General features: G+C 62.3%; 22 protein-coding genes. 7 read left to right on the top strand and 15 right to left on the bottom strand.

The features are described from left to right. Positions 1–353: 353 nt before the first annotated feature. The 3 genes from JQ553_RS01580 to JQ553_RS01570 are packed head-to-tail and all read right to left on the bottom strand — an operon-like array spanning position 354 to position 3,897. On the bottom strand, positions 354–1,085 hold the full coding sequence (locus JQ553_RS01580; RefSeq protein ID WP_212498124.1) for an ABC transporter ATP-binding protein: 732 nt from the start codon (positions 1,083–1,085) through the stop codon (positions 354–356). Further along, the gene (locus tag JQ553_RS01575) at positions 1,082–2,851 is read right to left on the bottom strand and encodes an ABC transporter permease subunit (RefSeq protein WP_212498123.1); all 1,770 of its coding nucleotides are present in this window, start codon (positions 2,849–2,851) and stop codon (positions 1,082–1,084) included. Before JQ553_RS01575 ends, JQ553_RS01580 begins: the two co-directional genes overlap by 4 nt. Before the next feature lie 5 nt (positions 2,852–2,856). Beyond that, positions 2,857–3,897, bottom strand: a complete 1,041-nt coding sequence (locus JQ553_RS01570; protein WP_212498122.1) for a branched-chain amino acid ABC transporter permease — start codon at positions 3,895–3,897, stop codon at positions 2,857–2,859. A 179-nt stretch (positions 3,898–4,076) separates the two neighbouring features. Between JQ553_RS01570 and JQ553_RS01565 the strand changes: the two genes are divergently transcribed. Continuing rightward, a complete protein-coding gene (locus tag JQ553_RS01565; protein ID WP_212498121.1) occupies positions 4,077–4,595 on the top strand; it encodes a MarR family winged helix-turn-helix transcriptional regulator in 519 nt (172 codons plus the stop codon). A 159-nt stretch (positions 4,596–4,754) separates the two neighbouring features. Here JQ553_RS01565 and JQ553_RS01560 read toward each other — a convergent pair whose 3' ends face one another. Next, positions 4,755–5,453, bottom strand: a complete 699-nt coding sequence (locus JQ553_RS01560; RefSeq protein ID WP_212498120.1) for a TetR/AcrR family transcriptional regulator — start codon at positions 5,451–5,453, stop codon at positions 4,755–4,757. A 139-nt stretch (positions 5,454–5,592) separates the two neighbouring features. Here JQ553_RS01560 and JQ553_RS01555 point away from each other — a divergent pair, with 139 nt between their 5' ends. The 5 genes from JQ553_RS01555 (at position 5,593) to JQ553_RS01535 (ending at position 9,422) form a co-directional block, all read left to right on the top strand. Further along, complete coding sequence (locus JQ553_RS01555) at positions 5,593–5,925, top strand: HdeA/HdeB family chaperone (protein ID WP_212498119.1); 333 nt, start codon at positions 5,593–5,595, stop codon at positions 5,923–5,925. Positions 5,926–5,983: 58 nt separating this feature from the next. Beyond that, entirely contained in the window at positions 5,984–6,478 is a 495-nt protein-coding gene (locus tag JQ553_RS01550; protein ID WP_212498118.1) for a DUF992 domain-containing protein, read from the top strand. Positions 6,479–6,555: 77 nt separating this feature from the next. Next, the gene (locus tag JQ553_RS01545; protein ID WP_212498117.1) at positions 6,556–7,020 is read left to right on the top strand and encodes a cysteine rich repeat-containing protein; all 465 of its coding nucleotides are present in this window, start codon (positions 6,556–6,558) and stop codon (positions 7,018–7,020) included. Between the two features lie 11 nt (positions 7,021–7,031). Then, entirely contained in the window at positions 7,032–7,766 is a 735-nt protein-coding gene (locus tag JQ553_RS01540) for an outer membrane protein (RefSeq protein WP_212498116.1), read from the top strand. Positions 7,767–7,916: 150 nt separating this feature from the next. Continuing rightward, positions 7,917–9,422 (top strand): arylsulfatase, encoded by a 1,506-nt coding sequence (locus tag JQ553_RS01535; protein WP_212498115.1) that lies wholly within the window; start codon positions 7,917–7,919, stop codon positions 9,420–9,422. 65 nt (positions 9,423–9,487) lie between these two features. On the opposite strand, the gene JQ553_RS01530 is transcribed toward JQ553_RS01535, so the two are convergent. From JQ553_RS01530 to JQ553_RS01480, 11 genes are all read right to left on the bottom strand, one after another. Continuing rightward, complete coding sequence (locus tag JQ553_RS01530; protein ID WP_212498114.1) at positions 9,488–10,774, bottom strand: glycerate kinase; 1,287 nt, start codon at positions 10,772–10,774, stop codon at positions 9,488–9,490. A gap of 21 nt (positions 10,775–10,795) precedes the next feature. Further along, a complete protein-coding gene (locus JQ553_RS01525) occupies positions 10,796–12,028 on the bottom strand; it encodes an ABC transporter substrate-binding protein (protein ID WP_212498113.1) in 1,233 nt (410 codons plus the stop codon). A gap of 208 nt (positions 12,029–12,236) precedes the next feature. Further along, complete coding sequence (locus JQ553_RS01520) at positions 12,237–13,463, bottom strand: ABC transporter substrate-binding protein (protein WP_212498112.1); 1,227 nt, start codon at positions 13,461–13,463, stop codon at positions 12,237–12,239. Between the two features lie 162 nt (positions 13,464–13,625). After that, the gene (locus JQ553_RS01515; protein ID WP_212498111.1) at positions 13,626–14,855 is read right to left on the bottom strand and encodes an ABC transporter substrate-binding protein; all 1,230 of its coding nucleotides are present in this window, start codon (positions 14,853–14,855) and stop codon (positions 13,626–13,628) included. A gap of 183 nt (positions 14,856–15,038) precedes the next feature. After that, on the bottom strand, positions 15,039–16,265 hold the full coding sequence (locus tag JQ553_RS01510; protein WP_212498110.1) for an ABC transporter substrate-binding protein: 1,227 nt from the start codon (positions 16,263–16,265) through the stop codon (positions 15,039–15,041). Positions 16,266–16,478: 213 nt separating this feature from the next. Further along, complete coding sequence (locus JQ553_RS01505) at positions 16,479–17,708, bottom strand: ABC transporter substrate-binding protein (RefSeq protein ID WP_212498109.1); 1,230 nt, start codon at positions 17,706–17,708, stop codon at positions 16,479–16,481. 31 nt (positions 17,709–17,739) lie between these two features. Next, the gene (locus JQ553_RS01500) at positions 17,740–18,756 is read right to left on the bottom strand and encodes a branched-chain amino acid ABC transporter permease (protein ID WP_212498108.1); all 1,017 of its coding nucleotides are present in this window, start codon (positions 18,754–18,756) and stop codon (positions 17,740–17,742) included. Between the two features lie 2 nt (positions 18,757–18,758). Next, positions 18,759–19,637: a branched-chain amino acid ABC transporter permease gene (locus JQ553_RS01495; RefSeq protein ID WP_212498107.1), complete on the bottom strand. Its 879-nt coding sequence runs from the start codon at positions 19,635–19,637 to the stop codon at positions 18,759–18,761. An 11-nt stretch (positions 19,638–19,648) separates the two neighbouring features. Beyond that, the gene (locus JQ553_RS01490; RefSeq protein WP_212498106.1) at positions 19,649–20,362 is read right to left on the bottom strand and encodes an ABC transporter ATP-binding protein; all 714 of its coding nucleotides are present in this window, start codon (positions 20,360–20,362) and stop codon (positions 19,649–19,651) included. Further along, positions 20,359–21,156: an ABC transporter ATP-binding protein gene (locus JQ553_RS01485; protein ID WP_212498105.1), complete on the bottom strand. Its 798-nt coding sequence runs from the start codon at positions 21,154–21,156 to the stop codon at positions 20,359–20,361. The genes JQ553_RS01490 and JQ553_RS01485 overlap by 4 nt, the downstream gene beginning before the upstream one ends. 69 nt (positions 21,157–21,225) lie before the next feature. After that, on the bottom strand, positions 21,226–22,092 hold the full coding sequence (locus JQ553_RS01480; RefSeq protein ID WP_212498766.1) for an IclR family transcriptional regulator: 867 nt from the start codon (positions 22,090–22,092) through the stop codon (positions 21,226–21,228). A gap of 172 nt (positions 22,093–22,264) precedes the next feature. On the opposite strand from JQ553_RS01480, the gene JQ553_RS01475 reads away from it, so the two are divergent. Then, complete coding sequence (locus tag JQ553_RS01475; RefSeq protein ID WP_212498104.1) at positions 22,265–24,361, top strand: 3-hydroxyacyl-CoA dehydrogenase NAD-binding domain-containing protein; 2,097 nt, start codon at positions 22,265–22,267, stop codon at positions 24,359–24,361. Positions 24,362–24,390: the final 29 nt, after the last annotated feature.

Raw genomic sequence — 24,390 nt, 5'->3', positions numbered from 1 at the left:
CATATTGACGTGTCTGCTTTTGCGCCGGACTGGGACCAGGCTGACATGAAAAATAAATGCCTGCGAAGGGCCTAGGCCGCTTGCGTAAGGTTGCGGCAAACTGGACGGGGTTCGGCGAGGTTACCGGGGGCAGTCAGCGGAGAAGAGCCACCACGGCCAATGCCGTCGATCCGATCCTGGCGAAGACCACTAAAGCGGTGAAAAACCGGTCGTCCCTTTCCAGGTCAAGGTTGGCATCAGGTTGTGACCGTCCCATGACGGACCGAAATTGCAGCGGCAGCCAAAAGGACAGGAGCCATCCGCCACCCGCCGCTGTTCTCTAACACAGCCTGTGCACTTTTCCGGATCATGCTTTAAATCGCGCTCTCGCCTTCGTGCTGAAAGCCGAGATAGCTCGCGGCGACGCGTTTGTTGGAGGCGATCTGCTTTGCCGTGCCGCTGAGCACGAATTCGCCGAGCTCCATCACATAGGCGCGGTCGGCGATTTGCAGGGCAGCCTGGGCGTTCTGCTCGACCAGCAGCACCGAGACGCCGGCGGTGCGAAGTTCGCTGACGGTTCGAAAAATGTCCGCGACGATGATGGGGGCAAGCCCGAGGCTCGGCTCGTCCAGCATCAGCAGCTTCGGCGCGCCCATCAGCGCGCGGCCCATGGCGAGCATCTGCTGCTCGCCGCCGGACAACGTGCCGGCGAGCTGCTTGCGTCGCTCCTTGAGGCGCGGGAACAGCGTGTAGACCTTTTCGAGCGAGGTCGCGGCGGTTGCCTTGGCGATCCGGAACGCGCCGAGCTGCAGATTGTCCTCGACATTCATGGTGCCGAACAATTCGCGGTGCTCCGGCACGAGGCTCAGACCGGACGCGACGCGATCCTCGATGTCTGATTGCGCCATGTCGATGCCGGCGAAGGTGGTGCGTCCCTTCAGCGGCAGGATGCCCATGATGGCGTTGAGCAGCGTGGTCTTGCCAGCGCCGTTCGCGCCGATGATGGTTACGATTTCGTTGTCACCGACGTCGAGCGATACGCCGCGCACGGCCTCGACCTTGCCGTAGGAGATGTGGACATCGGCAACCGTCAACAGCGCGCTCATGCGGCGGCTCCGAGATAGGCCTTGATCACGTCGGGATTGGCCTTGATCGCGGCCGGCGTGCCCTCCGCGATCTTGGTGCCGAAATCGAGCACCACGATGCGGTCGGCGAGATCCATCACGAAGCCCATGTCGTGCTCGACCAGGAGCACCGACATGCCGCCGTCGCGCAACTGGCGCAACAGGGCAGCGAGACGCTGCTTTTCCAAATGCCGCAGGCCCGCGGCGGGCTCGTCGAGCAGCAGCAGCATCGGATCGACGCAGAGCGCGCGCGCGATCTCGACGATGCGCTGCTGGCCCAGCGAGAGCGAGCCCGCAAGCTGGTCGATCTGGTCGGACAGGCCGACGCGCTCGATCTGCCGGGCGGCTTCCGCGAGTAATCTTGCCTCGTCAGCGCGATCGAGCCGCAGCATGCTGGAGATCGCGCCGGAGGACCCTCGCAGATGCGCGCCGATCGCGACGTTTTCCAGCACCGTCATGTCCGGCACCAGCTTGACATGCTGGAAGGTTCGGGAAACCCCGAGCTTGACCACCTCCTGCGGCGGCGCGTTCTCGACCTCCTTGCCGAGCACGAAAATCTTGCCGCTGGTGGCGGTCAGCACGCCGGTGATCAGGTTGAACGTGGTGCTCTTTCCGGCACCGTTCGGACCGATCAGTGCGACGATCTCTCGGGCATTCACCTCGAAGGAGACATCGTTGACGGCGACCACGCCGCCAAACTGCTTTCGTGCCTTCTCGATGTGAAGCAGCACTCCGGACGTCGCCGGCGCTCGTCCGCGGGCCGGCAGCTTCAGCGATGTGTCCGGCGTCTTGCGCGCGGGCTTGAACGGCAGCCGCGACATCAGCCACGGCCAGACCCCGGAGGGCGCGAGTTGCAGCAGCAGCACCAGCATGATGCCGAACACAATCGTCTCCAGCTGGCTCTGGCCGCCGAAAATGTAGGGCAAATAGCTTTGCAGCACCTCCTTGAGGATCACGACGATGCCGGCGCCGAGCACTGCGCCCCAGACGTAGCCCGCGCCGCCGACCACCGCGATAAAGAGATATTCGATGCCCGCCTGGGCGCCGAACGGCGTCGGGTTGGCCGCGCGCTGGAAATGCGCATAGAGCCAGCCGGACAGGCCGGCCAGCACCGCGGCATAGATGAACACCAGCAGTTTTGCGCGCGGCGTCTGCACGCCGAAGGCCTCGGCCGCGACATGGCCGCGGCGCAGGGCGCGGATGGCGCGACCGGTGCGGGAATCCAGCAGGTTCATGGTGAGAATCGCCGCGATCAGCACCGCAATCCAGATCGCGTAATAGATCGTGTCGGGGCTCAGCATCCTGAAGCCGCCGATCGAGAGCGGCGGAATGCCGGAGATGCCGTCATTGCGGCCGAGGAATTCGAGCTTGCTGAACAAATAGAACAGGCCGATGCCCCAGGCGATGGTGCCGAGCGGCAGGTAGTGGCCGGACAGTCGCACCGTGACGATGCCGAGCAGCACGGCGGCAATGCCGCTGACCAGCAGCGAGGCCGGCAGTGTCAGCCAGGGCGAGACGCCATAGGCCGTGGTCAATACCGCCGTGGTGTAGGCGCCGAAGCCGCAGAAGGCGGCCTGGCCGAACGAGGTGAGGCCGCCGACGCCGGTGAGCAGCACGAGCCCCATCGCAACCAGCGCGGCGAGGCCGATATTGTCCAGGAGCACGATCCAGAACGGGGGGATGCCCGGAATGAACGGGATCACCGCGATGACAATTGCGAAGATGACGAGAGGAAGCCGTTGCGTCACCGCGCTCAATCCTTCTCTTCTTCCACTGCGGGCGCCGCGAGCGAGCGCAGCACCAGCACGGGAAGGATCAGCGTGAACACGATGACTTCCTTGAAATTGCTGGCATAGAACGATGAGAACGCCTCGACGATGCCGACCAGGATGGCAGCGACCGCGGTGAGGGGATAGCTGACGAGGCCGCCGATGATCGCGGCGATGAAGCCTTTCAGGCCGATCAGGAATCCAGTGTCGTAGTAGAGCGTCGTGATGGGCACGATCAGGATGCCGGATATCGCGCCGATGACGGAAGCGAGCAGGAACGCGATCTGGCCCGACAGCGTGGTACGAATGCCGACGAGGCGGGCGCCGAGCCGATTGACGGCGGTCGCCCGCAGCGCCTTGCCGGTCTTGCTGTAGCCGAAGAACAGCCACAGCGCGATGATGAAGGCAATCGTCAGGCCGTAGACCGCAAGGCTCTGGCCGGTGAAGCGCAGCGGACCCGCGGTCAACGCGACGTTTGACAGCGCAGGGCCGCGCAGGCCTTCGGCGCCGAAGAACACCAGCCCCAGTCCCTGCAGCGCGAGGTGGCAGCCGACGGACGCGATGAGGAGCACCAGCACCGAGGTGTGTGCAATCGGCTGGAATGCGATGCGGTAGAGGAAGAGCCCGATCGCCGCGACGATCAGAAGCGATAGCGCGATGTTGACCGCGATCGGCGTCTTGGGGCCGGCGACCGCATAGGTGACGGCGAGTAACGCTATGGGGAAGGCGATATTGAGCGCGGCCGAACGCAAGACGAGCCGCGCACGCAGCGCCTTGCGCGCAAAGAACAGATCGAGGCCGAAGGCGACGATGCCCATCGCGACCGCGAGCCGCACGGTGCCGGGCACCTGCCCGGTCGCCAGCATGGCGTAGCTCAGCGCGCCATAGGTGACGAACTCGCCCTGCGGAATCAGGATTACCCGCGTGACCGCAAACACCAGCACCAGGGCCAGCCCGAGCAACGCGTAGATCGCGCCATTGGTGACGCCGTCCTGCAGCAGGAACAGCAAGATCGTCGTGTTCAAGACCGAGCGCTCCCCCTCAAGCGTCGGGCCGCCGCAACCAAAGCGAAAGGCCGAGGCCAGCCGATATCGGGTGTTGAATTCCGCCGATATTTGATATAGTGAATAACAATTATCAAATATAATCTCAAGGCCGCGGGGCGCTGCGGAGATCTTTGTACCGGGATTGCGAGCCTGGAGCGATGACTGTTTCCAAGACTGCCGCCGACGCCGTCAGGCCATCCCGTTCCCTGCGCAAGGAACCGGTCGATCCTGCCTTGGACGACAGCATGCTGCAACTGGGCGAACTGTCCGGACTGCTTGGCTATTCGTTGAAGCGCGCCCAGCTCAAAGTGTTCGAGGACTTCCTGCGCTGCGTTGAGCCGTTGCAGCTTACGCCAGCGCAATTTTCGGTGCTGCTGCTGCTCGACAACAATCCCGGCCGCAACCAGACCGAGATCGCCAATACGCTCGGCATCCTCCGCCCGAATTTCGTCGCCATGCTCGACGGGCTCGAAGGCCGCGACCTTTGCGCGCGGATGCGCTCCACCAACGATCGCCGCTCCCACATCCTGGTCCTGACCGACAAGGGCCGCGCGGTGCTGGCGCGGGCGAAAAAGCTCGTCTCCAGCAAGCACGAGGCGCGGCTGATGGAGGTTCTCGGCCCCGCCAATCACGCGGCGATGCTGGAGATGCTGGCGAAGCTCGCGCGGGAGTTTTGAGCACCGCTATCTGTCGTCATTGCACGCGAGGCAACCCAAATCTCCATCGGGAGGAGGAGTGGATTGCCTGGTCGGCGGATGCGTGGTCGAACCTGACGGCATTTGCCACGCGCATCGGCTCAATTGTCGCCTCCGGCGTTTCAGCCTCCAAGCATTGGCTTACTGCGCTTGGCCTTTGTTGCTGTCTCGAACGATATGCTTCACGGCGCGAGTTGCTTCGCGACCAGAGACACCGAGCGACCGCAGGATGGCCACGACGGCGGAGGGCATGTCCGAGCTCCGCAAATTTCCCTCGCTCGCCGACCGCATCACCTGGAGAACGATTCCGACGACGATCGCGGTGCCGAGATCAGGTGATATTTCGGAGATTCGGCCTTTGCGCGCAGCTTGATGCAAATCGTCGGCGAGAAGGCCCCGCGCCTTGCTTCCTACGGTGGGAAATGACCAGGCGTACCGGGCAACAAGGCCTCCCCACTTGGGATTGACGGCCGCCTGATGCAGGAACGTGTAGCACCCATCCGCAATTCGTTCGACAGGGTCAAAGATCGCGCGACGCGGCTGCAATAGATCCACGAACGTCTCTGTCAGCTCGTCCGCGACTGCCATTTGAACGGCCTCTATGTTCTTGAAATGAACATACAGAGTGCCTTTGGCAACGCCTGCCTCGCGTACCACATCCTCAACCGTTACGGATTCAACCGCCTGCTTCGCATAAAGTGAGCGCGCCGCGCCGAGCAACTGCTCGCGGGTCCGCGCACTTCTTGCGCGCCCAATTTCGGCGCGCCTCGCTCGATCAATCTTCACCACCAGAAAACCCAGCGAACCCTCTTCGGTTCCCATTTCGATGTTGACATTCATCTCAAATTGACCGAATAGTCAATTTGAGGGATGCAAGATCATACGCATTTTTGTGGAAGTTTTTTATTCGGGCGCGGGATCCCGCCACAACGCCGGAAGTGAGTAAGCCCCAGCCATCATTGAAAAGGGATACTGAACGATGAGCCGCCAACTCGCCATGGCCATATCGGTACTGATCCTCAGCGTGTGCGGTGCGACCGCGCAGACCGAGCTTTCCAAATATGCCGACGCAAAGGGCTACATCGACGTCCAAAAACTGACCTGCGCGCAATTGGCCGGTACATATCAGGAAGATGCCGACTTTCTCGGTGTCTGGTACAGCGGCTGGTATAATGGACTAGCTAAAAAGCACGCGATCAATGTGCCGCGCGTAAAGGACAACATCCACAACGTCATCGTATACTGCAAGGCACATCAGGACATCACGGTAATCAAGGCGATCGATATCATTCTCAAGGCCGAGAAGAACTAAGCGGGGGCCGGCCGACCTGGAATTTACAGGTGCGGTGTCTCGGGAGGGCAACATCCTCATGTCCAGATTTCGTTTTTGCATTGCGGCTTTGCTGGCGACCTTGGCCTTGTCATCATTGTGCAGTTTCCCTGCACTTGCCCAGCCGCAGGGTACCAAGGCGGGAGTGCTGACCTGCAAACTTTCGCCATCGATCGGACTGATCATCGGCTCCAGGCAGCGCATGTCGTGCCGCTACGTCCCGGACAATGGCGGCGCGCCCGAGTTTTATACCGGCGTCATGAACAATATCGGCCTCGATATCGGAATCACGGCCGGTGGCGCTTTGGCCTGGGGTGTGATCGCGCCAACCAGTGGTCCGATGCGTGGCGCTCTCGCCGGGACCTATGTGGGGGCATCCGGCTCGATCGGCGTGGGCGTAGGCGTGGGCGCCAATGTGCTGGTCGGTGGATCGCACCGCTCGATCTCCCTGCAGCCGCTTTCAGTCGAAGGATCCATCGGGGTCAATCTGTCGCTTGGCGTTTCAGGTCTCACCCTGAATTGGGTGCCGCGATAAGGACGCCCGGACGATCGGCCTTGGCGTCCAATCTCGAACACAGGGAACGCTGCCCCTCAGTCATCAAAGGATTATCGATGAGAATCCTGAAGCACACTCTGGTCAAATCGGCGGCTCTTCTCCTGATCGGCTACGGCGCCGTCCCGGTCGCTCATGCGCAGTCCGATATTGCCAAGACATTCGTCGACCGGCTGCTTGGCCAGGTGGCGAAGCTGGAAAAATCCTGCGCAAAGGACATCAAGAAGTACTGCGCCACGGTCACGCCGGGCGAGGGGCGCGTGATCTACTGCATGCAGGCCCATGAGGACAAGATCGGTCCGGGTTGCGCCTACGATCTCGCGGATGCGGTCCTGTTGCTGCAGGCGTCAAACGATGCCTTGAAGGAAGCTCTGAGCGCCTGCCGCACGGACATCGCGACCAAGTGCGGAAAGATTCAGCCAGGCAAGGGCCGCGTCGCGGCCTGTCTCGTCGCGGAAAAGTCCAACGTTTCGAAGGACTGTGCGGCCGCCATCGAGAAGGTCGAGAACGTGAAGGTTCAATAGCAGTCTATTTTTTGGAGGCCATCAAATTGCACTCAACCTTTACCGCTTTATTTGCCGCCGTCGGAAGCTTCATCAGCCTGTCCGCCATGGCCGCCGATTTACCCGCCCGTCCGGAGTCCCCTGCGCCCGTTGTTCCTTCACCGGTATTTTCGTGGACCGGCTTCTATCTGGGCGGCGAGCTCGGATGGATCCGGACCGATCCTGAATACACCACTGGGGCGGTGTTGTTGGGGACGCCGTTCGTCGTCACGGCTGCGTCCGGCAAGGACGGCCTGAGCTACGGATTTTTGGCCGGCTACAATTACCAGATGGGCAATGTGGTTCTCGGCATCGAAGGCGAGTTCGAGGGCTGGACTGTCGGCAAGATCAGGTACACGTCGGTCACAGGAGATTTTCTCACCGCGCACAGCAAATGGGGCGGCTCGGTGCGTGGGCGGCTAGGCTATGCGGTCGATCGCGCCCTGTTCTATGTGACGGGCGGTGCCGCCTTCATTTCGACCGAGACGTTGATCCCAACGACAGGTATCACAATCGGAAGCGACGACACGCGCGTCGGGTGGACCGTTGGCACGGGTATTGACTACGCCTTCTCGAACCACTGGTTTACGGGCCTGGAGTATCGCTACTCGCAATATCAATCCAAGTCATTCGTGTATCCGATTCCGGTGCTGAACCTCGGCACGATCGGGCTGAAGCAGGACCTGAGCAACAATCAGGTTACGGCTCGCATAGGCTATAAATTCTAGGCACAACCACGAGCAGGGTCAGCGAACGGCTGACCTCTCGTCCCGCGGGATCGCGAGACGACGTCTTCGGTCAACCACGGCCGATACGTCGGTGAGGTCCGTCGATCTCGCAGAGCTCTCCCATGGCTCCCACTACTCCGAGGAGACAAAATGAATTGCCGGCCCACTGACAAATCGCCACGCCCGCAGAGCACCGATGGCATCAGCCGCCGCGATCTCTTGTTGAATGGAAGCTCCGCCGTCGCCGCCGCGTCCATTGCTTGGCTGGCTCCAGCGAGCATCAGGCCGGCGATGGCACAATTGCCCTCGCGACAGCCGCACATCGTCTACATTGTCGCGGATGATCTGGGATGGAAGGACGTCGGGTTCCACGGCTCCGATATCAAGACCCCCAACATCGACAAGCTGGCGCAGGATGGAGCTCGGCTCGAGCAATTCTACGTTCAGCCGATGTGTACGCCGACCCGTGCAGCCTTGATGACAGGCCGGTATCCCTGCCGGTACGGCCTCCAGACCCTGGTCATTCCCACGCCCAGCAAATACGGCCTGCCCACCGACGAATGGCTGCTACCCCAAGCGCTCAGGGAAGCAGGCTATCGGACCCTCATGGTGGGGAAATGGCATCTGGGACATGCCGACCGCAAGTTCTGGCCGCGTCAGCGCGGGTTCGACTATCACTATGGATCGATGGTCGGCGAGGTCGATTACTACACCCACTCATCGGCGAACGTGCTCGACTGGTACCGCAACGACCGACCGGTGCAGGAGCAGGGTTACGTCACCCAGTTGTGGGGCGCCGATGCTGTCGCGCAGGTCAACGCGCATGATCCCAGGACGCCGCTCTTTCTCTACCTGGCCTTCACGGCTCCGCATTCGCCGTATCAGGCCCCAAAGGAATATGTCGACGGATACCAGCATATCGAGGATCCGACACGGCGCGCCTACGCCGCCATGATCACGTGCATGGACGACGAAATCGGCAAGCTGATCTCCGCGCTCGAAAAGAAGAACATGCGCGATAACACGTTGATCGTTTTCATGAGCGACAATGGTGGCAACCAGACCGCACTCCTTGCCGGGGATAGCGACGTCTCGAAACTGAAGCTGCCCGCCGACAATGGTCCCTATCGCGGCGGCAAGGGCACGCTGTACGAAGGCGGCACGCGTGTTGCAGCGCTTGCGAACTGGCCTGGACGTATCAAGCCCGGCGAGGTGAAAGAGATGATGCACGTGGTGGACATGTATCCCACGCTCGCCGGGCTCGCAGGAGCCGGCTTCGCCAAGGCAAAGCCGCTGGATGGGATGGATGTCTGGCCGGCCATCAGCATGGGCGGTCCCTCGCCACGGCAGGAAATCGTCTACAACATCGAACCGTTTCGTGGCGGCGTGCGCATCGGCGACTGGAAGCTGATCTGGCGAACGCCGCTTCCCTCCGCGCTCGAACTCTACAACATCCCGCAAGACCCCTCCGAAAAGGCCAATCTCGCGGACAGCAATCCTTCGAAGGTCGCGGAGCTGCAAAAGCGCATCGAGCAGCTTGCCAGGGAAAGCGCCAAACCCCTGTTCATGATCGATGCTTTCGCGGCCGTGAAGGGTGCCGCGCATGGTCCGCCCTCGCTCCCCGATGATGAGGGCTACTTCACGCAAGGCGATTGAAGCGGCGGGACTGCTGGTCGCGTGGCTCCCGATGAATCAGGCTGTGCCATGCGCGAAGAGTTGCCCTACTGATCCACCAGGATCACCCTGACATCGTTGACGTTCGTCAACGTCGGGCCCGTCAGCAGCAAATCGCCGGTCTGCGCAAAGAATCCCGTCGCGTCGTTGTTCTCCAGATACGCCTTGGGATCGAGCCCGAGCGATTTCATTTTCGCGAACGTCGCCTGGTCGATCAGCGCGCCGGCCGGGTCGGTGGCGCTGCCGGCGCCGCCATCGGCACCGTCGGTGTCGCCGGCAAGCGCCGAGATGTTCGGCGTATCCTTCAGCAGGTCGGCGAGCGCGAGTGCGTATTCCTGGTTGGGGCCGCCGCGGCCGTTGCCGCGCACGGTCACGGTGAGTTCGCCGCCCGAGAGGATCGCGACGCGCTTGCCTTCGCCGCGGGCCTTCACCGCCAGCCGGGCGTGCTCCGCGGCAACCTCGCGCGCCTCGCCTTCGAGGTCCGCGCCGAGCGCGATGGTCTCATAGCCGGCAGCCTGCGCGACCTTCACCGCGGCGTCGATTGACGCCCTCGGCTTCGCCAGCAGCTCGAATGTCGCGCGGGCAAAGGCGGGATCATCAGGCTTGCAGCTCTCGTTTTTGGGATCGTCGAGCGCGCGGCGCACGGCGTCGTCGACCGAGAGATTATACTTTGCGACCAGTGCGCGGGCATCCGCGAGCGTGGTCGTGTCAGGCACCGTCGGCCCGGACGCGATCGCGGAGGGATCGTCATGGGGCACGTCCGATATCGCGAGCGTCGCGATCTCGGCGGCGCGCTGGCCGGCGCGCGCCAACCGCCCGCCCTTGATCCGCGACAGGTGCTTGCGGACGGTGTTCATCTCGCCGATCGGCGCACCGGAGCGCAGCAGCGCGCGGTTGACCTGCTGCTTCTGCGCAAAGGAAACGCCCTCGACCGGCGCAATCCAGTTCGCCGAGCCGCCGCCGGTCAGCAGCACCAGCAGCAGGTCCTCCGCGGTCGCCTCCGCCGCGAGCCGCAGCGTATCGTCGGCTGCCTTCAGTCCAGCCTCGTCGGGCACGGGATGGCCGGCCTCGACCACCCTGATACGTCGGGTCGGCACGCCATGGCCGTGGCGCGTGGTGGCGATGCCGACCAGCCGCGACGGATCGAGCTCGAGCGCGTCGAGATAGTGCCGCTCCGCCGCCGCAGCCATTGCGCCGGCGCCCTTGCCGGCGGCGAGGCAGATGATCCGTCCTTTCGGCACCGGCCGCAGCCGCGCCGCCAGCACGACGTCGGGATGCGCGGCCGCCACCGCGGCGTCGAAGATGGAACGCAGGAAGGAACGTCGGTCGGTCATGGTGATGCTTTCGTCCAGGAATTAGTTGCCGGCGACTTCGCCGCTGATGACGTCGCCGAACAATTGCCAACGCTCGCCCTTGAACTGCATGAGCTGCAACTGTTCGATCGGCTGGAAGTCGTCCTGCCCCGTGGTCAGCGTTACGCCGGGCAGCAAGCCCCCTTGCGCGAACTGCTTCAGGCTCGCCGCCTGTTTCATGACGTTGACGCGGGTCAGGTCGTCGCCGCAGCGGCGCAGCACCTCGACCATCGTGGTGGCCATGTTGTAGCCGGTCATCGCGGAGGCGTCGACGCGATTGGTGTCGGGCATGTATTTGGCGAGCAGCTCGTCGAACGCCTTCATGCCGGGGTCGTCCTTCCATTGCGGATCGCTGGCATCCTTGGCATAGGCCGCCGAAATCACGCCTTGCGAATTCTCCAGTCCCGCTGGGCGCATCACGGTCGCGGTCGAGGCCGACACGTTGGAGACGATCGTGACCGGCTTCCAGCTCATCTCGCCGACCTTCTTGATCGCCTGCGCGCCGAATTTCGGCGTCGTGAAGAAGATGATCACGTCGGGGTTGGAGGATTTCAGCCGAACCACATGCGAGTCGATGGTCGGTTCGGCGACCTCATAGCTCTCCTCCGCGACAACGCGCGAGGGATCGGCGGCAAGCCCGTCCTTGAGGCCCTTGAGATAGTCCTTGCCCATATCGTCGTTCTGGTAGAGCACCGCGATCTTCGCGGCCGGCTTCTCCCTGGTCAGATATTTTGCGTAGATGCGCGACTCGCTCTGGTAGCTCGGCAACCAGCCCATGGTCCAGGGGAAGGCCTTGGGGTCGTTCCATCTGGTCGCGCCGGTGGCGACGAAGAGCTGCGGCACCTTCTTGGCATTGAGATATTTCTGGATCGCGGTGTTGGAGGCAGTGCCGAGAGTACCGAACAGGAACAGCACCTCGTCGCTTTCGACGAGCTTGCGCGCCTGCTCGACCGCCTTCGGCGGTGAATAGGCATCATCATAGGAGATGAAGTTGATCTTTCGCCCGTTGATGCCGCCGTCGTCGTTGACCTTCTTGAATACGGCGGCCATCGCCTTGCCGACCACGCCGTAGGCCGAGGCCGGACCGCTATAGGGCACGATGTTGCCGACCTTGATCTCGGTGTCGCTTGCGCCCGTGTCGTATTTCTTCTGCGCCAATGCGGCGCCGCCGCTCGCGGCCGCGACGGCGAGGCCGAGAAGGGTGGTTGCGACAAGGTATCGGAACGGCATGGACATCTTGCGGATCTCCGGATTCCTAAACTGCGCCCTTCGAGGACGCGTCCGTTGTTGGCTCCCCGGTTCGATACCTAGCGTATCGTCGGCAGAAGTGTAAGCGGTTCGGCGTCTTTCGGTCCTTCCGATAGAGCGATAGCAAACGAAAGGCAAAGCAAAACCCCCTGCGATTGGATCGCAGGGGGCCGGATTTTCACGATGCGGAAAAGCTTCAGCCGCCGACGTCGGCGCTGATCACGTCGCCGAACAGTTCCCACTTCTCGCCCTTGAACTTCTGGAGCTGGAGCTGGCTGATCGGGGCGAAATCGTTCGGAGCGGTGTTGATCTTGATGCCGGGCAGCAGCACCTCGGTGCGGAAGTCGCGCAGGTTCGCCGCCTGCTTCATGACGTTCTCGCGGGTGAGGTTGTCGCCGCACTGCTTGAGCACCTGGACCAGCGTCTGGGCGACGCCGTAGCCGGTCACGGTGCCGCCGTCGAGCTTGTCGCCTTCGGGGAAGTCCTTGGCCATGAAGGCGTAGAACTCCTTCATGCCGGCGTCACTGTCCCATTGCTTGTCGGAGGCGTCCTTCAGATAGGCGGCGGAGATGATATCCTGTGCGTTCTCATATCCGGCAGGCCGGATCACGGCGCCAACCGAGGCCGACACGTTGTTGAGGAAGTGGGTCGGCTTCCAGCCGATCTCCGCGACCTTCTTGATCGCCTGCGCCGCGAATTTCGGCGTCGCGATGTCAATGAAGACGTCGGCGTTGCTCGCCTTCAGCTTGACGATATGGCTGTCGATTGTGGGCTCCGAGGTCTCGAAGCTTTCCTCGGCCACGATCATGCTCGACGCCTTCTGGCCGAGTCCGTCCTTGAGTCCCTTCAGATAGTCCTTGCCGTAGTCGTCATTCTGGAACAGCACCGCGATCTTGGCGTTCGGCATGTTCTTCAGGATGTACTTGGCGTAGATCTGGGTCTCGCTCTGGTAATTCGGCTGCCAGCCCATCGTCCACGGAAAATCCTTCGGATCATTCCACTTGGTCGCGCCGGTGGCGACGAAGAGCTGCGGCACCTTCTTGGCGTTCATGTATTTCTGGATCGCCGAGTTCGACGGCGTGCCGAGCGAGTTGAAGATGAACAGCACCTCGTCGCTCTCGACGAGCTTGCGGGCCTGCTCCACTGCCTTGGGCGGCGAGTAGGCGTCGTCATAGGAGATGAAATTGATCTTGCGGCCATTGATGCCGCCGGCCTCGTTGATCTTCTTGAAATAGGCGGCCTCGGTGCGGCCGATGATGCCGTAGGCGGACGCGGGGCCGCTATAGGGCATGATGTTGCCGATCTTGATTTCGGTGTCCGAGACGCCGGGGTCGTATTTCTTCTGGGCAAGCGCCGCGCTGCTCCATGCGGCGACGATCGCGAACGCGGCCGAAAGGGCCGCCAGTTTCCTGGTAGCGAACATTTAGGTTTCTCTCCCTGTTTTTTCAGGCTGATGTGCTGTGGCCTCCTTGTGGAAGGCTCTTAGTTTGTTGCAGTGATTATCATTTTTTGGGCGGGCCGTCTCAATGAAAGCCCCTGCGGCAAGGCCGCAGGGGCTGCGCCTTTAGTCGATCACCCCCGGGGCTCAACCGCCGACGTCGCCGCTCAGGATTTCGCCGAAGCGCTCCCAGGTCTCGCCCTTGAACTTAATCAGTTGCAGTTGCGACAGCGGTGCGAAATCGGTCGCGGAGGTATTAACCTTGATGCCCGGCAGCAGTCCGCCGAGCTCGAGGTCACGGATGCTGGCCGCCTGCTTCATGACGTTCTCGCGGGTCAAGTCGTCGCCGCAGGCCTTCAGCACGTGCACGAGACCCTGGGCGACAGTGTAGGCGAACATCACGAAGGCGTCCGCGCGGTTGGCTTCCGGATAGTATTTGTCCAGGAATTGGTTCCAGGCGATCATGCCGGCGTCGGTCTTCCACTGCGGATCGGTCGGATCCTTAAGGTACTGCGACGAGATGATGTCCTGCGCATTCTCGAAGCCCGCAGGCTTGATCACGCTGCCGATCGAGGACGAAACGTTGTTGAGGAAGTGGAGCGGCTTCCAGCCGAGCTCTGCGTTCTTCTTGATCGCCTGCGCCGCAAATTTCGGCGTCGTGATGTTGAAGAACACGTCGGCGCCGGAAGCCTTGAGCCTGACGATGTGGGAGTCGATGGTCGGCTCCGTCACCTCGTAGCTGTCCTCTGCGACGATCAGCGAGGCTGCCTCGGCGCCGAGCCCGTCCTTGAATCCCTTCAAATAGTCCTTGCCGTAATCGTCGTTCTGGTAGAGCACCGCGATCCTGGCATTCGGATGGTTCTTCAGGATGTACTTCGCGTAGATGATGGATTCGCTCTGGTAGTTGGGCTGCCAGCCCATGGTCCAGGGAAATTCCTTCGGATCGTTCCACTTGGTGGCGCCGGTGGCGACGAAGAGCTGCGGCACCTTCTTCTGGTTCATGTATTTCTGAATCGCCGAGTTTGGCGGCGTACCCAGCGAGTTGAAAATGAGCAGAACTTCATCGCTCTCGACGAGCCTGCGCGCCTGCTCCACCGTCTTCGGTGGCGTATAGGCGTCGTCATAACTGATGAACGTGAGCTTCCGGCCGTTGATGCCGCCTTCGGCGTTGATCTTGCGGAAGTAGGCCTCCTCGGTCTTGCCGATCACGCCATACGCGGACGCCGCTCCGCTATACGGCATGATGTTGCCGACCTTGATTTCGCTGTCGGAGGCGCCAACGTCGTATTTCTTCTGCGCGGCAGATGGGGTCACGGTCGCCGCGAGCAGTGCGAGGGCAGCCGAAAAGGCCCCCAGTCGCAAGCCAATAGCGGGCATTTTGATCTCCCTTGGATCACGGTGAATGTGTGGTGTTTTTGGATTGGGAGCGCTTTGCGGCTCCTTCCCGCATTGAATACCTTTCACCTGATGCCAGCAACAAAAAGCCCCCCGGGATGATGTCGCGGGAGGCGGTCTTTTCGTCGAACATGAAAGGGGCGGCTGCCCCCGCGCTGCGGAATATCAATGGCCCAGACCGCCGGACATGACGTCTCCGAACAGCTCCCACTTTTCGCCCTTGAAGCGCATCAGCTGCAACTGCTCGATCGGCGCGAAGTCGGTCGGTGACGTATTGATGGTGATGCCCGGCAGCAGCGTATCCGGCACAAAATCCTTCAGGCTCGCCGCCTGCCTCATGACGTTGGCGCGCGTAAGGTCGTCGCCGCACATCTCGAGTACCTTCATCATCGTTTGCGCCGCGCCGTAGCCGAAGATCACGGAGCTGTCGAGCCTGTTGCCTTCCGGATAGTAATTCTGCAGGAAGGTAAGGAATCTCTGCATGCCGGGATCCTTTTCCCATTGCGGATCTGCGCCGTCCTTGGCGTAGGCCGCCGACAGGATACCCTGCGAGTTTTCGAAACCGGCCGGCTGCATCACGCCACCGACGGAGGTCGAGACGTTCGAGATGATCTGCAGCGGTGTCCATCCGATCTCGGCGATCTTCTTGATCGCCTGCGCCGCGAATTTCGGCGTCGTGATGCTGACGAACGTGTCGGCGCCGGCGGCCTTGAGCGCGACGACGTGGTTGTCGATCGAGGGCTCCGAGGTTTCGTAGCTTTCCTCGGCAACGATCATCGACGCCTTGTCCCCGAAACCGTCCTTGAGGCCCTTGAGATAGTCCTTTCCGAAGTCGTCATTCTGATAGAGTACGGCGACCTTGGCGCCGGGCTTCTCCCTGATCAGGTATTTCGCATAGATATGGGCCTCGTCCTGGTAGCTCGGCTGCCAGCCCATCGTCCAGGGAAAGTTCTCGGGGTCGTTCCATTTGGACGCGCCCGAGGCGACGAACAGTTGCGGGACTTTTTCCGTGTTCATGTACTTCTGGATCGCGGAGTTCGTTGCGGTGCCAAGTGTGTTGAACAACAGCAGCACCTCGTCGCCCTCGACCAGGCGGCGCGCCTGCTCCACCGTTTTCGGCGGCGAATAGGCATCGTCATAGGAGATGAAGGTTATCTTGCGGCCCCTGATGCCGCCCTGCGCATTGATCATCTTGAAGTAGGCGGCCAAGGTCTTGCCGATCGCGCCATAGGCCGAGGCGGGACCGCTATAGGGCATGATGTTGCCGATCTTGATCTGGGTGTCGCTGGCGCCGCTGTCGTATTTCTTTTGGGCCTCAGCGGTTCCGCAGCTTGTGGCAATCAGCGCGAGCGCTACGGAGAGCGCGATCAGGGTCGGGCGTACTGCAGTCATGGTTCCCCACGTCGTTTTCTTGGTTCGTTCATTTCAATACCTTCGGGACGGAGCGTCAACAAAAAGCCCCCGCGACCAAAGTCGCGGGGGCTCGTCGTTCATCGCAGCTTTGCGCGGCGCTGTAGCGTTTTCGAGCGAAGGGGATACGGCTTCGCTTGAAGAAAAACGCGTCAACAGAGCTCCGGTTCTGATTCAATCAGAACCGGAAAGACTCTAGTCGGCGGGAACGTCGCCGGAAATGATTTCGCCGAACAGTTCCCATTTCTGGCCCTTGAATCGCTGCATCTTCAACTGAGCGACCGGGGCGAAGTCGGCGGCCGAGGTGTTGATCTTGACACCGGGCAACAGCGTGTCGGGCTCAAAGTCCTTCAGGCTCGCTGCCTGCTTCATGACGTTGGCGCGGGTGAGGTCATTACCGCACATTTCGAGCACCTTCGCGAGCGTTTGCGCCGCGCCATAGCCGTAGACGATGCTGCCATCGGTCCGGTCGGCGCCCGGCATGTACTTGTCGAGGAACGCAAGCCACTTCTTCATGCCGGGATCGTCGTTCCACTGCGGATCGGCACCATCCTTGGCGTAGGCTGCCGACAGCACGCCCTGCGCGTTGTCGAAGCCGGCCGGCTGCATCACGCTGCCGACGGAAGCCGACACGTTGGTGATGATCTGCAGCGGCTTCCAGCCGAGCTCGGCGGTCTTCTTGATGGTCTGCGCGCCGAATTTCGGCGTGGCGTAGATCAGGAGCACATCCGGGTTGGCGGCCTTGATCTTGACGATGTGCCCGTCGATCGACGGCTCGGACACTTCGTAGCTTTCCTCCATGACGATCATGGATGCAGCCTTGGCGCCGAGTCCGTCCTTGGTGCCCTTGAGGTAATCCTTGCCGAAATCGTCGTTCTGATAGAACACCGCGATCTTGGCGTCGGGCTTCTCCTTCAACAGCCACTTGGCATAGATCTGCGCCTCGCTCTGGTAGCTCGGCTGCCAGCCCATGGTCCACGGGAAGTTCTTCGGATCGTTCCACTTGGTCGCGCCGGTGGCGACGAACAGCTGCGGGATCTTCTTGCCGTTGAGGTACTTCTGGATCGCGGTGTTCGAGGGCGTGCCGAGCGGATTGAACACGGCGAGCACCTCGTCGCTCTCGACCAGCTTGCGCACCTGCTCGACCGCCTTCGGCGGCGAGTAGGCGTCGTCGTAGGTGACGAAGTTGATCTTGCGGCCGTTAATGCCGCCCTGATCGTTGATCATCCTGAAATAGGCTTCTTCGGTCTTGCCGATCACGCCGTAGGCGGATGCCGGTCCGCTGTAGGGGATGATATTTCCGATCTTGATCTCGGTGTCGGTCGCGCCGGTGTCGTATTTCTTCTGGGCAAAGGCCGCGGTGGACGTCGTGACAATAGCGACGACCGCCGCGGAAACCGCGGCGATCCGTAAGGTAGAAAGCATAATGTCTCCTGGTTTTGCTTCTTTCAGTCTCTTAGTTCTTCTTGAGTTTTCCGATCAGTTGCTGGGCAATGATCGCGACCTGCCTTGCGCCATGCGGCACGAGGAAGATGACGAGGAACAACAGCACGCCGAACACGGCGCCGGACAGGCCTTTGGAAATGCCTTCGGCAATGTTGGGCACGAAGATGATGAAGGCGCTTCCGACGATCGAGCCGGGCAGCCAGCCGACGCCGCCGACCACCATGCCGAGGAACAGCGAGATCGCCAGCGTGATGGTGTAGCCGTCAGGCGCAACGAACTGAACCGCGATAGCCCCGAGGCCGCCGGCGACGCCGGTGATGCCGGCGGAGACGCCGAATGCCAGCGTCTTGTACAGCGCGACGTCGACGCCCATCGCGGAGGCGGCGATCTCGTTGTCGCGGATCGCCATGAAGGCGCGGCCTGAGCGGGAGCGCAGCAGGTTCACCGAGGCGATGTAGATCGCGATCGTGATCGCCAGCGTGAAGTAGTAAAGCCACATGTCCTGCGACATCGGCAGGCCGAACGGCGCGTCCGGCTTGGTCACGACCAGGCCCTGCACACCGCCGGTCCAATGCTCGAAATAGCCGAGTTTCAGGAGCTGCGGCATCGCCGTGGCGAGCGCAAAGGTCGCAAGGGCAAGGTAGACGCCCGAGAGGCGCAAGGCCGGCTGGCCGAACAGGAAGCCGAAGCCGAAGCAGATGAGGCCGGCGACCGGCAGCGTCAGGGCATAGTTCATGCCCGCATGTTCCATCAGGATCGCCGAGGTGTAGGCACCGACCGCATAGAAAGCGCTCTGGCCGAGCGAGAACTGCCCGCTGCCGCCGGTCAGGATGTTCAGCGCGAGCACCGCAAGGCCGTAGATCAGCAGCATCGTCATCTGGAAGATAATGAAGTTCTTCACGAACAGCGGCGTGAGGATGAGCGCGGCGAGCACCACGAGCGAGGTGCCGTAGCCGAGCGTCATGGCGCGCTTGGGAACTGCCTCGACGGCGGCGGCTTCCGTGACGACTTCTTCAGCGGCGCTCATGATCAAACTCGCTTCACGATGGGCCGGCCGAACAGGCCTGCCGGTTTGACGACCAGGACGGTGACGATCAGCGCAAGCGCGATCGGGAGTTTCAGCTCATTCCCGACGCCGGGGATGTAGGTTCCGACCAGGTTCTCGAATATCCCGACCAGGAAGCCGCCGACGACGGCCCCGAACGGACTGGTCAGGCCGCCTAGCACGGCGGCGGCAAATCCGTAGATCAGGACGCCGAGCATCATGTTCGGCTCGAGGAACACCACCGGCGCGATCATCATGCCGGCGATCGAGCCGATCGCGGCCGCCATGCCCCAACCCAGCGCGATCATCCATGAGGTGTTGATGCCGACGAGCCGCGCCGATTCAGGCAACGACGCGGCTGCACGCATCGCAAGGCCCACCCGGGTGAAGCGGAAGAAAATGAACAGCAGGACCAGCAACAATACCGTGATGCCGATCATGCCGGCCTGATGGGTCGAAATCAGCTGGCTGCCGAGGAACGGCGAGGAACCGAACGGGGTCGGATATTGCTTGATCGTGAAGTCCCAGATCAGGCCGGCGACGCTGTTGATGATCGCATACAGCGCGATGAAACCGGCGACATTGGTCAGGATCGGTGCCTTGGCGAGCGGCTTGAACAGCAACCGCTCGATCGCGATGCCGGCGGCAAACGAGAAGGCGACGGTGAGCACAAAGGCTCCCCAATAGGGCACGCCCCATTGCATCAGCTGCCAGGAGACGAAGGTCGAGAACATTGCCATTTCGCCCTGGGCGAAATTCAGGTGGTCGATGGCCTGGTAGATCATGACCACAGCGAGCGCCATGCAGGCATAGATCGCGCCGGTAGCGATGCCGGCAAGGACCTGGTTGGCAAAAAGCTCCATTGTCCAGCTCCTCAGTAGCCGAGATAGGATTTACGGACGTCTTCGTTGTTCGCGATGTCCTTGGCGTCGCCCGACATCACAATCCGCCCGGTTTCGATCACATAGGCCTGATCGGCGAGCTCGAGCGCGAGCTGGGCGTTCTGTTCGACAACCAGGATGGTGACCTTTTCCTCACGATTGATCTTGCCGAGGATACGGAACAGGTCACGCACGATCAGCGGCGCGAGGCCGAACGACGGCTCGTCGAGCAGCATCAGCCGCGGCCGCAGCATCAGCGCACGAGCGACGGCGAGCATCTGCTGCTCGCCGCCCGAAAGCGTGCCGGCCTGTTGCGTGTAGCGCTGCTTGAGCACCGGAAAGTGATCGTACATCCGTTCGATGTCGGCGACGATGTTCTTCTTGTCGGTGCGGGTGATGGCCCCGAGTTGCAGGTTCTCCTCGACCGTCATTGTGGTGAAGGTGCCGCGGCCCTGCGGCACATGGGCGATGCCGAGGCGGACGACGTTTTCGGTCGAACGGGCGCCGATCGGCTTGCCTTCGAACTCGATCGCGCCGGTGGAGCGCACCATGTTGCAGATCGCCCGCAGCGTCGTGGTCTTGCCGGCGCCGTTAGCGCCCAGCAGCGTGGTCAGCGAGCCCTCGTCGAGCGAGAAATTGAGGCCGTGCAGGGCCTGGACCTGGCCGTAATAGGCGCGCAGGTCCTTGACGTTGAGCATCGCGGTCATTGATCCTTGCTCCCCAGATAGGCCTTGATGACATCCGGGTCGGCCTGGACCTGGGCCGGCGTTCCCTCGGCCAGCTTGCGGCCGAAGTTGAGCGCCACGACATGGTCGGCGATCGACATCACGAGCCCCATGTGATGCTCGACCAGCAACACCGTGATGTGGCGGTCGTCGCGGATTTTGCGGATGAGGTCGCCAAGCACATAGACTTCCTCATGGTTGAGGCCGCCGGCCGGCTCGTCGAGCAGGAGGATCTTCGGGTCTGCGGCGAGCGCCCGCGCCAGTTCCACGCGCTTCTGCGTGCCGAAGGGCAGGCCGGACACGGTGGTGTGCGCAACGTCCTCGAGGTCGAGATAGCCGAGGATCTCATGCACCTTTTCATTCATTGCCGCTTCGCCGCGGCGAACCCAGGCAAGCCGGAGGGAGTCGCTGACGATGTCGCTGGAGGTGCGGGCATGAGCGCCGACGCGCACATTGTCGAGCACCGAAAGATTGGGAAACAGTGCGACGTTCTGGAACGTGCGGCCGATGCCGATCTCGGCGATCCGGTGCGGCGGGCGGGTCAGGATGCTGACGCCTTCCATCAGGATGTCGCCGGACGACGGCTGGTAAAGCCGCGACAGGCAGTTGAACAATGTCGTCTTGCCGGCGCCATTCGGGCCGATCAGGCCGAGGATCTGGCCCTTGCGCATGTCGAACGACACGCCGTTGAGGGCGATGATGCCGCCGAACACGACGCTGACGTCGCGAACCGCAAGCAGGGGGGCATGTCCCTGCGCGACCTGTGCCTGCGTCATCTCGTCTCGCCCGCCATTGTCATGCGGTGCGAGCGAACCTGCGAAGCGCTTCGCCGGTCGTGATGGAAGCTATCTGATCCCCTCGGCCAAACGTGCAACTTTCCCTCCTGGTCTAGACTTTTTACTTTCTTCTTGTTTGGATTGCGGCGCCATCCCACCGAGCGCTTGCTCGATGTTCCTTACCATCGCGACAAGACGAGGTCCAATGTCGTTGCGCAATCGATCTTCCGTGAAGCGGAATGCCGGCGCGCCACAATTGAACGAATAGGGGCCCGTTCCATCATTCAGCTTCAGGGCGACGCCGACCGCGGCGACATCGTTCTGCCAGTCGCCCGCGGAGATCGCGAAGCCATATTTCGCGACCGTCTCACCGGAGCGTTCGATGCGGTCCCGCATCTTGGCCCAGCGGCTGCCATAGTGATCGCGCAGTTCGCGGAACAAAGCGGTACGCTCGTCGGGGGTTAGTGCCCAGACATAAGCGCGTCCCATCGCGGTGGTGGCGATGGGTATCCGTGAACCGACGTCGAGTTGTACCCCGAGGGTTAAGCCGTTCCGGCTTTGGCCGAAATAGATCATGCTGTGGCGGTCGCGACCGCCGACCGCGACGGCGCCGCCGGTCTCGCGCATCACCTCTTCCCGGTAGGGTTCGGACAAGTGCCGAACGCCGAGATTGGCGAGCGCCGCATAGCCGAGCGCCATCGCCGACGGCGCCAGCTGGTACTTCTCGAACTTTGGAACAGGTGTAAGGTATCCCAGCTTGGTCAATGTATAGGTCAACCGGGAGATCGTTGGCTTCGGCAGCTTCGTGCGAGCTGCAATCTCCTGATTGCCGAGGAGCCCGTCATTGGGTTGGAACGCGCGCAGGACATCAAGTCCGCGTGAAAGTGCGACAACGAAGTTACGATCGGTCGCTGCTTTCTTGCCAGAACGCTTCATACCTTGCTGCTTTGTCATGCTCGTTGACAAGGCTCGTGCTTCAAAATAACCCTCCCTGTCAAGATGTGGAATTTAATTTCGCTGTGCGAAATTGACCCAGATGGTGGTTGTGTGACGAGGTCGCGCAGCTACTCAACACAAGTTGAAGATCAAGCATCCAGGGAGAGCCGCCGTGAGTGAAGTCGTCAAGCTCGAGCGTCAGGACAATATTGCTGTCATCACGGTTAACAGCCCTCCAGTGAATGCGCTGAGCGCCGCCGTGCGCGGCGGCATCTTCGAATGCATGAAGAGCGCGATCGCTGATCCGCAAGTGCAGGGCATCGTGCTGACCTGCGGCGGTCGCACCTTCATTGCCGGCGCCGACATCACGGAATTCGGCAAGCCGCCGAAGCCGCCCGGCCTCGCCGAAGTGCTCGCCCTGATGGACGACTCGCCGAAGCCGATCGTTGCTGCGATTCACGGCACGGCCCTCGGCGGCGGTCTCGAGGTGGCGCTGGCATGTCACTATCGCGTCGCCGTGAAGGATGCCCGGCTCGGCCTCCCTGAGGTGAAGCTCGGCCTTCTGCCGGGCGCCGGCGGCACTCAGCGCCTGCCGCGCGCGGTCGGCCCCGAGCTTGCCGTCAAGATGATCGTCGGCGGCGATCCGATCGGCGCCGACGTTGCGCTCAAGAACGGCCTGATCGAGGAGATCGTCGAGGGTCCGGCGGCGGGTGGCGTGGCTTTCGCGCGCAAGGTCGTGGCCGAGAAGCGCCCGCTGCGCCGGCTCCGCGACGACGACAGCAAGATCGCGGCCGCCAAGGCCGATCGCTCGATCTTCACCAACGCGGTCGCCGCGATGACCAAGAAATCGCGCGGGCTGGAAGCGCCGTTCGCAGCCGCCGACGCTGTCGGCGCCGCGATCGACCTGCCGTTCGACGAGGGCCTGAAGAAGGAGCGCGAGGGCTTCCTTAAGCTCGTCTCCAGCGACCAGTCCAAGGCGCAGCGTTACGCCTTCTTCGCCGAGCGGGAGGCGGCCAAGATCGCCGGCGTGCCCGAGGGCACCAAGTCGCGCAACGTTTCCCGCGTCGCCATCATCGGCGCCGGCACCATGGGCGGCGGCATCGCGATGTCCTTTGCCAATGCCGGCATCCCGGTCACGTTGATCGAGACCGGCGAGGAGCAGCTCAAGCGCGGCATGGGCATCATGCAGAAGAATTACGAGGCCACCGCGGCGCGCGGCGGCATCCCGGCGGACGCTCCGGCCAAGCGCATGGCGCTGATCAACGGCGTCGTGGGGCTCGAGCAGGTCAAGGACGCCGACCTCGTGATCGAGGCCGTGTTCGAAACCATGGCGGTGAAGAAGGAGGTATTCGGCAAGCTCGACCAGTACGCCAAGCCGGGCGCCGTACTGGCCTCCAATACCTCGTATCTCAACATCGACGAGATCGCCGAGCAGACCAAGCGTCCGCAGGACGTGCTCGGGATGCACTTCTTCTCGCCCGCCAATGTCATGAAGCTGTGCGAGATCGTGCGCGCGGCGAAGACCGCCCCGGACGCGCTTGCCACGGCCGTTTCGGTCGCGCGCAAGATTGCAAAGGTGCCGGCGGTGGTCGGCGTCTGCGACGGCTTCGTCGGCAACCGCATGCTGGCGCAGCGCGGCAAGCAGGCCGAGAAGCTCCTGTTCGAAGGCGCCTTGCCGCAACAGGTCGACGCCGTCGTCACGAAGTTCGGCATGCCGATGGGCCCGTTCGCGATGGGCGATCTCGCCGGCCTCGACATCGGCTGGCGCTCGCGCAAGGACCGCGGCATCAAGTCGGAGATAGCGGATGCGCTGTGCGAGGCTGGCCGCTTCGGTCAGAAGACCGGCAAGGGCTACTACAAATACGAGGCAGGCTCGCGCGCTGCGCTGCCCGATCCGGAGGTCGAGAAGCTGATCGACGAGACCCTGGCCCGGCTCGGCCGCAAGAAGCGCGTGGTCAGCGACGAGGAGATCCTCGAGCGCATGATGTACCCGATGATCAACGAGGGCGCGAAGATTCTCGATGAGGGCATCGCGGCACGGCCGTCCGACATCGACGTGGTCTGGCTCTATGGCTATGGCTGGCCGATCTATCGTGGCGGCCCGATGTACTGGGCCGACACGGTGGGCCTGAAGCACATCGCCGATCGTCTCTCCTTCTATGCCAAGGAGACCAACGATCCCTCGCTCGAGCCGGCGCCGCTGCTCAAGAAGCTTGCGGCCGAAGGCAAGACCTTCGCTTCGCTCGCCGCGCCGTCGAAGGCGGCGTGATGCCCAACTGCAACCGCTCGTCATTCCGG

Source organism: Bradyrhizobium lablabi (assembly GCF_018131005.1).
GTDB lineage: Bacteria > Pseudomonadota > Alphaproteobacteria > Rhizobiales > Xanthobacteraceae > Bradyrhizobium > Bradyrhizobium lablabi_D.
The sequence above is the reverse complement of the archived record's forward strand: the minus strand, read 5'-3'. Positions and strand labels throughout refer to the sequence as shown.

Bases quoted from the DNA above. Each gene is read 5' to 3' on its own strand.
- JQ553_RS01580 (WP_212498124.1), bottom strand. From the start codon at position 1,085: ATGAGCGCGCTGTTGACGGTTGCCGATGTCCACATCTCCTACGGCAAG.
- JQ553_RS01565 (WP_212498121.1), top strand. From the start codon at position 4,077: ATGACTGTTTCCAAGACTGCCGCCGACGCCGTCAGGCCATCCCGTTCC.
- JQ553_RS01560 (WP_212498120.1), bottom strand. From the start codon at position 5,453: ATGAATGTCAACATCGAAATGGGAACCGAAGAGGGTTCGCTGGGTTTT.
- JQ553_RS01555 (WP_212498119.1), top strand. From the start codon at position 5,593: ATGAGCCGCCAACTCGCCATGGCCATATCGGTACTGATCCTCAGCGTG.
- JQ553_RS01550 (WP_212498118.1), top strand. From the start codon at position 5,984: ATGTCCAGATTTCGTTTTTGCATTGCGGCTTTGCTGGCGACCTTGGCC.
- JQ553_RS01545 (WP_212498117.1), top strand. From the start codon at position 6,556: ATGAGAATCCTGAAGCACACTCTGGTCAAATCGGCGGCTCTTCTCCTG.
- JQ553_RS01535 (WP_212498115.1), top strand. From the start codon at position 7,917: ATGAATTGCCGGCCCACTGACAAATCGCCACGCCCGCAGAGCACCGAT.
- JQ553_RS01530 (WP_212498114.1), bottom strand. From the start codon at position 10,774: ATGACCGACCGACGTTCCTTCCTGCGTTCCATCTTCGACGCCGCGGTG.
- JQ553_RS01525 (WP_212498113.1), bottom strand. From the start codon at position 12,028: ATGTCCATGCCGTTCCGATACCTTGTCGCAACCACCCTTCTCGGCCTC.
- JQ553_RS01520 (WP_212498112.1), bottom strand. From the start codon at position 13,463: ATGTTCGCTACCAGGAAACTGGCGGCCCTTTCGGCCGCGTTCGCGATC.
- JQ553_RS01515 (WP_212498111.1), bottom strand. From the start codon at position 14,855: ATGCCCGCTATTGGCTTGCGACTGGGGGCCTTTTCGGCTGCCCTCGCA.
- JQ553_RS01510 (WP_212498110.1), bottom strand. From the start codon at position 16,265: ATGACTGCAGTACGCCCGACCCTGATCGCGCTCTCCGTAGCGCTCGCG.
- JQ553_RS01505 (WP_212498109.1), bottom strand. From the start codon at position 17,708: ATGCTTTCTACCTTACGGATCGCCGCGGTTTCCGCGGCGGTCGTCGCT.
- JQ553_RS01500 (WP_212498108.1), bottom strand. From the start codon at position 18,756: ATGAGCGCCGCTGAAGAAGTCGTCACGGAAGCCGCCGCCGTCGAGGCA.
- JQ553_RS01495 (WP_212498107.1), bottom strand. From the start codon at position 19,637: ATGGAGCTTTTTGCCAACCAGGTCCTTGCCGGCATCGCTACCGGCGCG.
- JQ553_RS01490 (WP_212498106.1), bottom strand. From the start codon at position 20,362: ATGACCGCGATGCTCAACGTCAAGGACCTGCGCGCCTATTACGGCCAG.
- JQ553_RS01485 (WP_212498105.1), bottom strand. From the start codon at position 21,156: ATGACGCAGGCACAGGTCGCGCAGGGACATGCCCCCCTGCTTGCGGTT.
- JQ553_RS01480 (WP_212498766.1), bottom strand. From the start codon at position 22,092: ATGAAGCGTTCTGGCAAGAAAGCAGCGACCGATCGTAACTTCGTTGTC.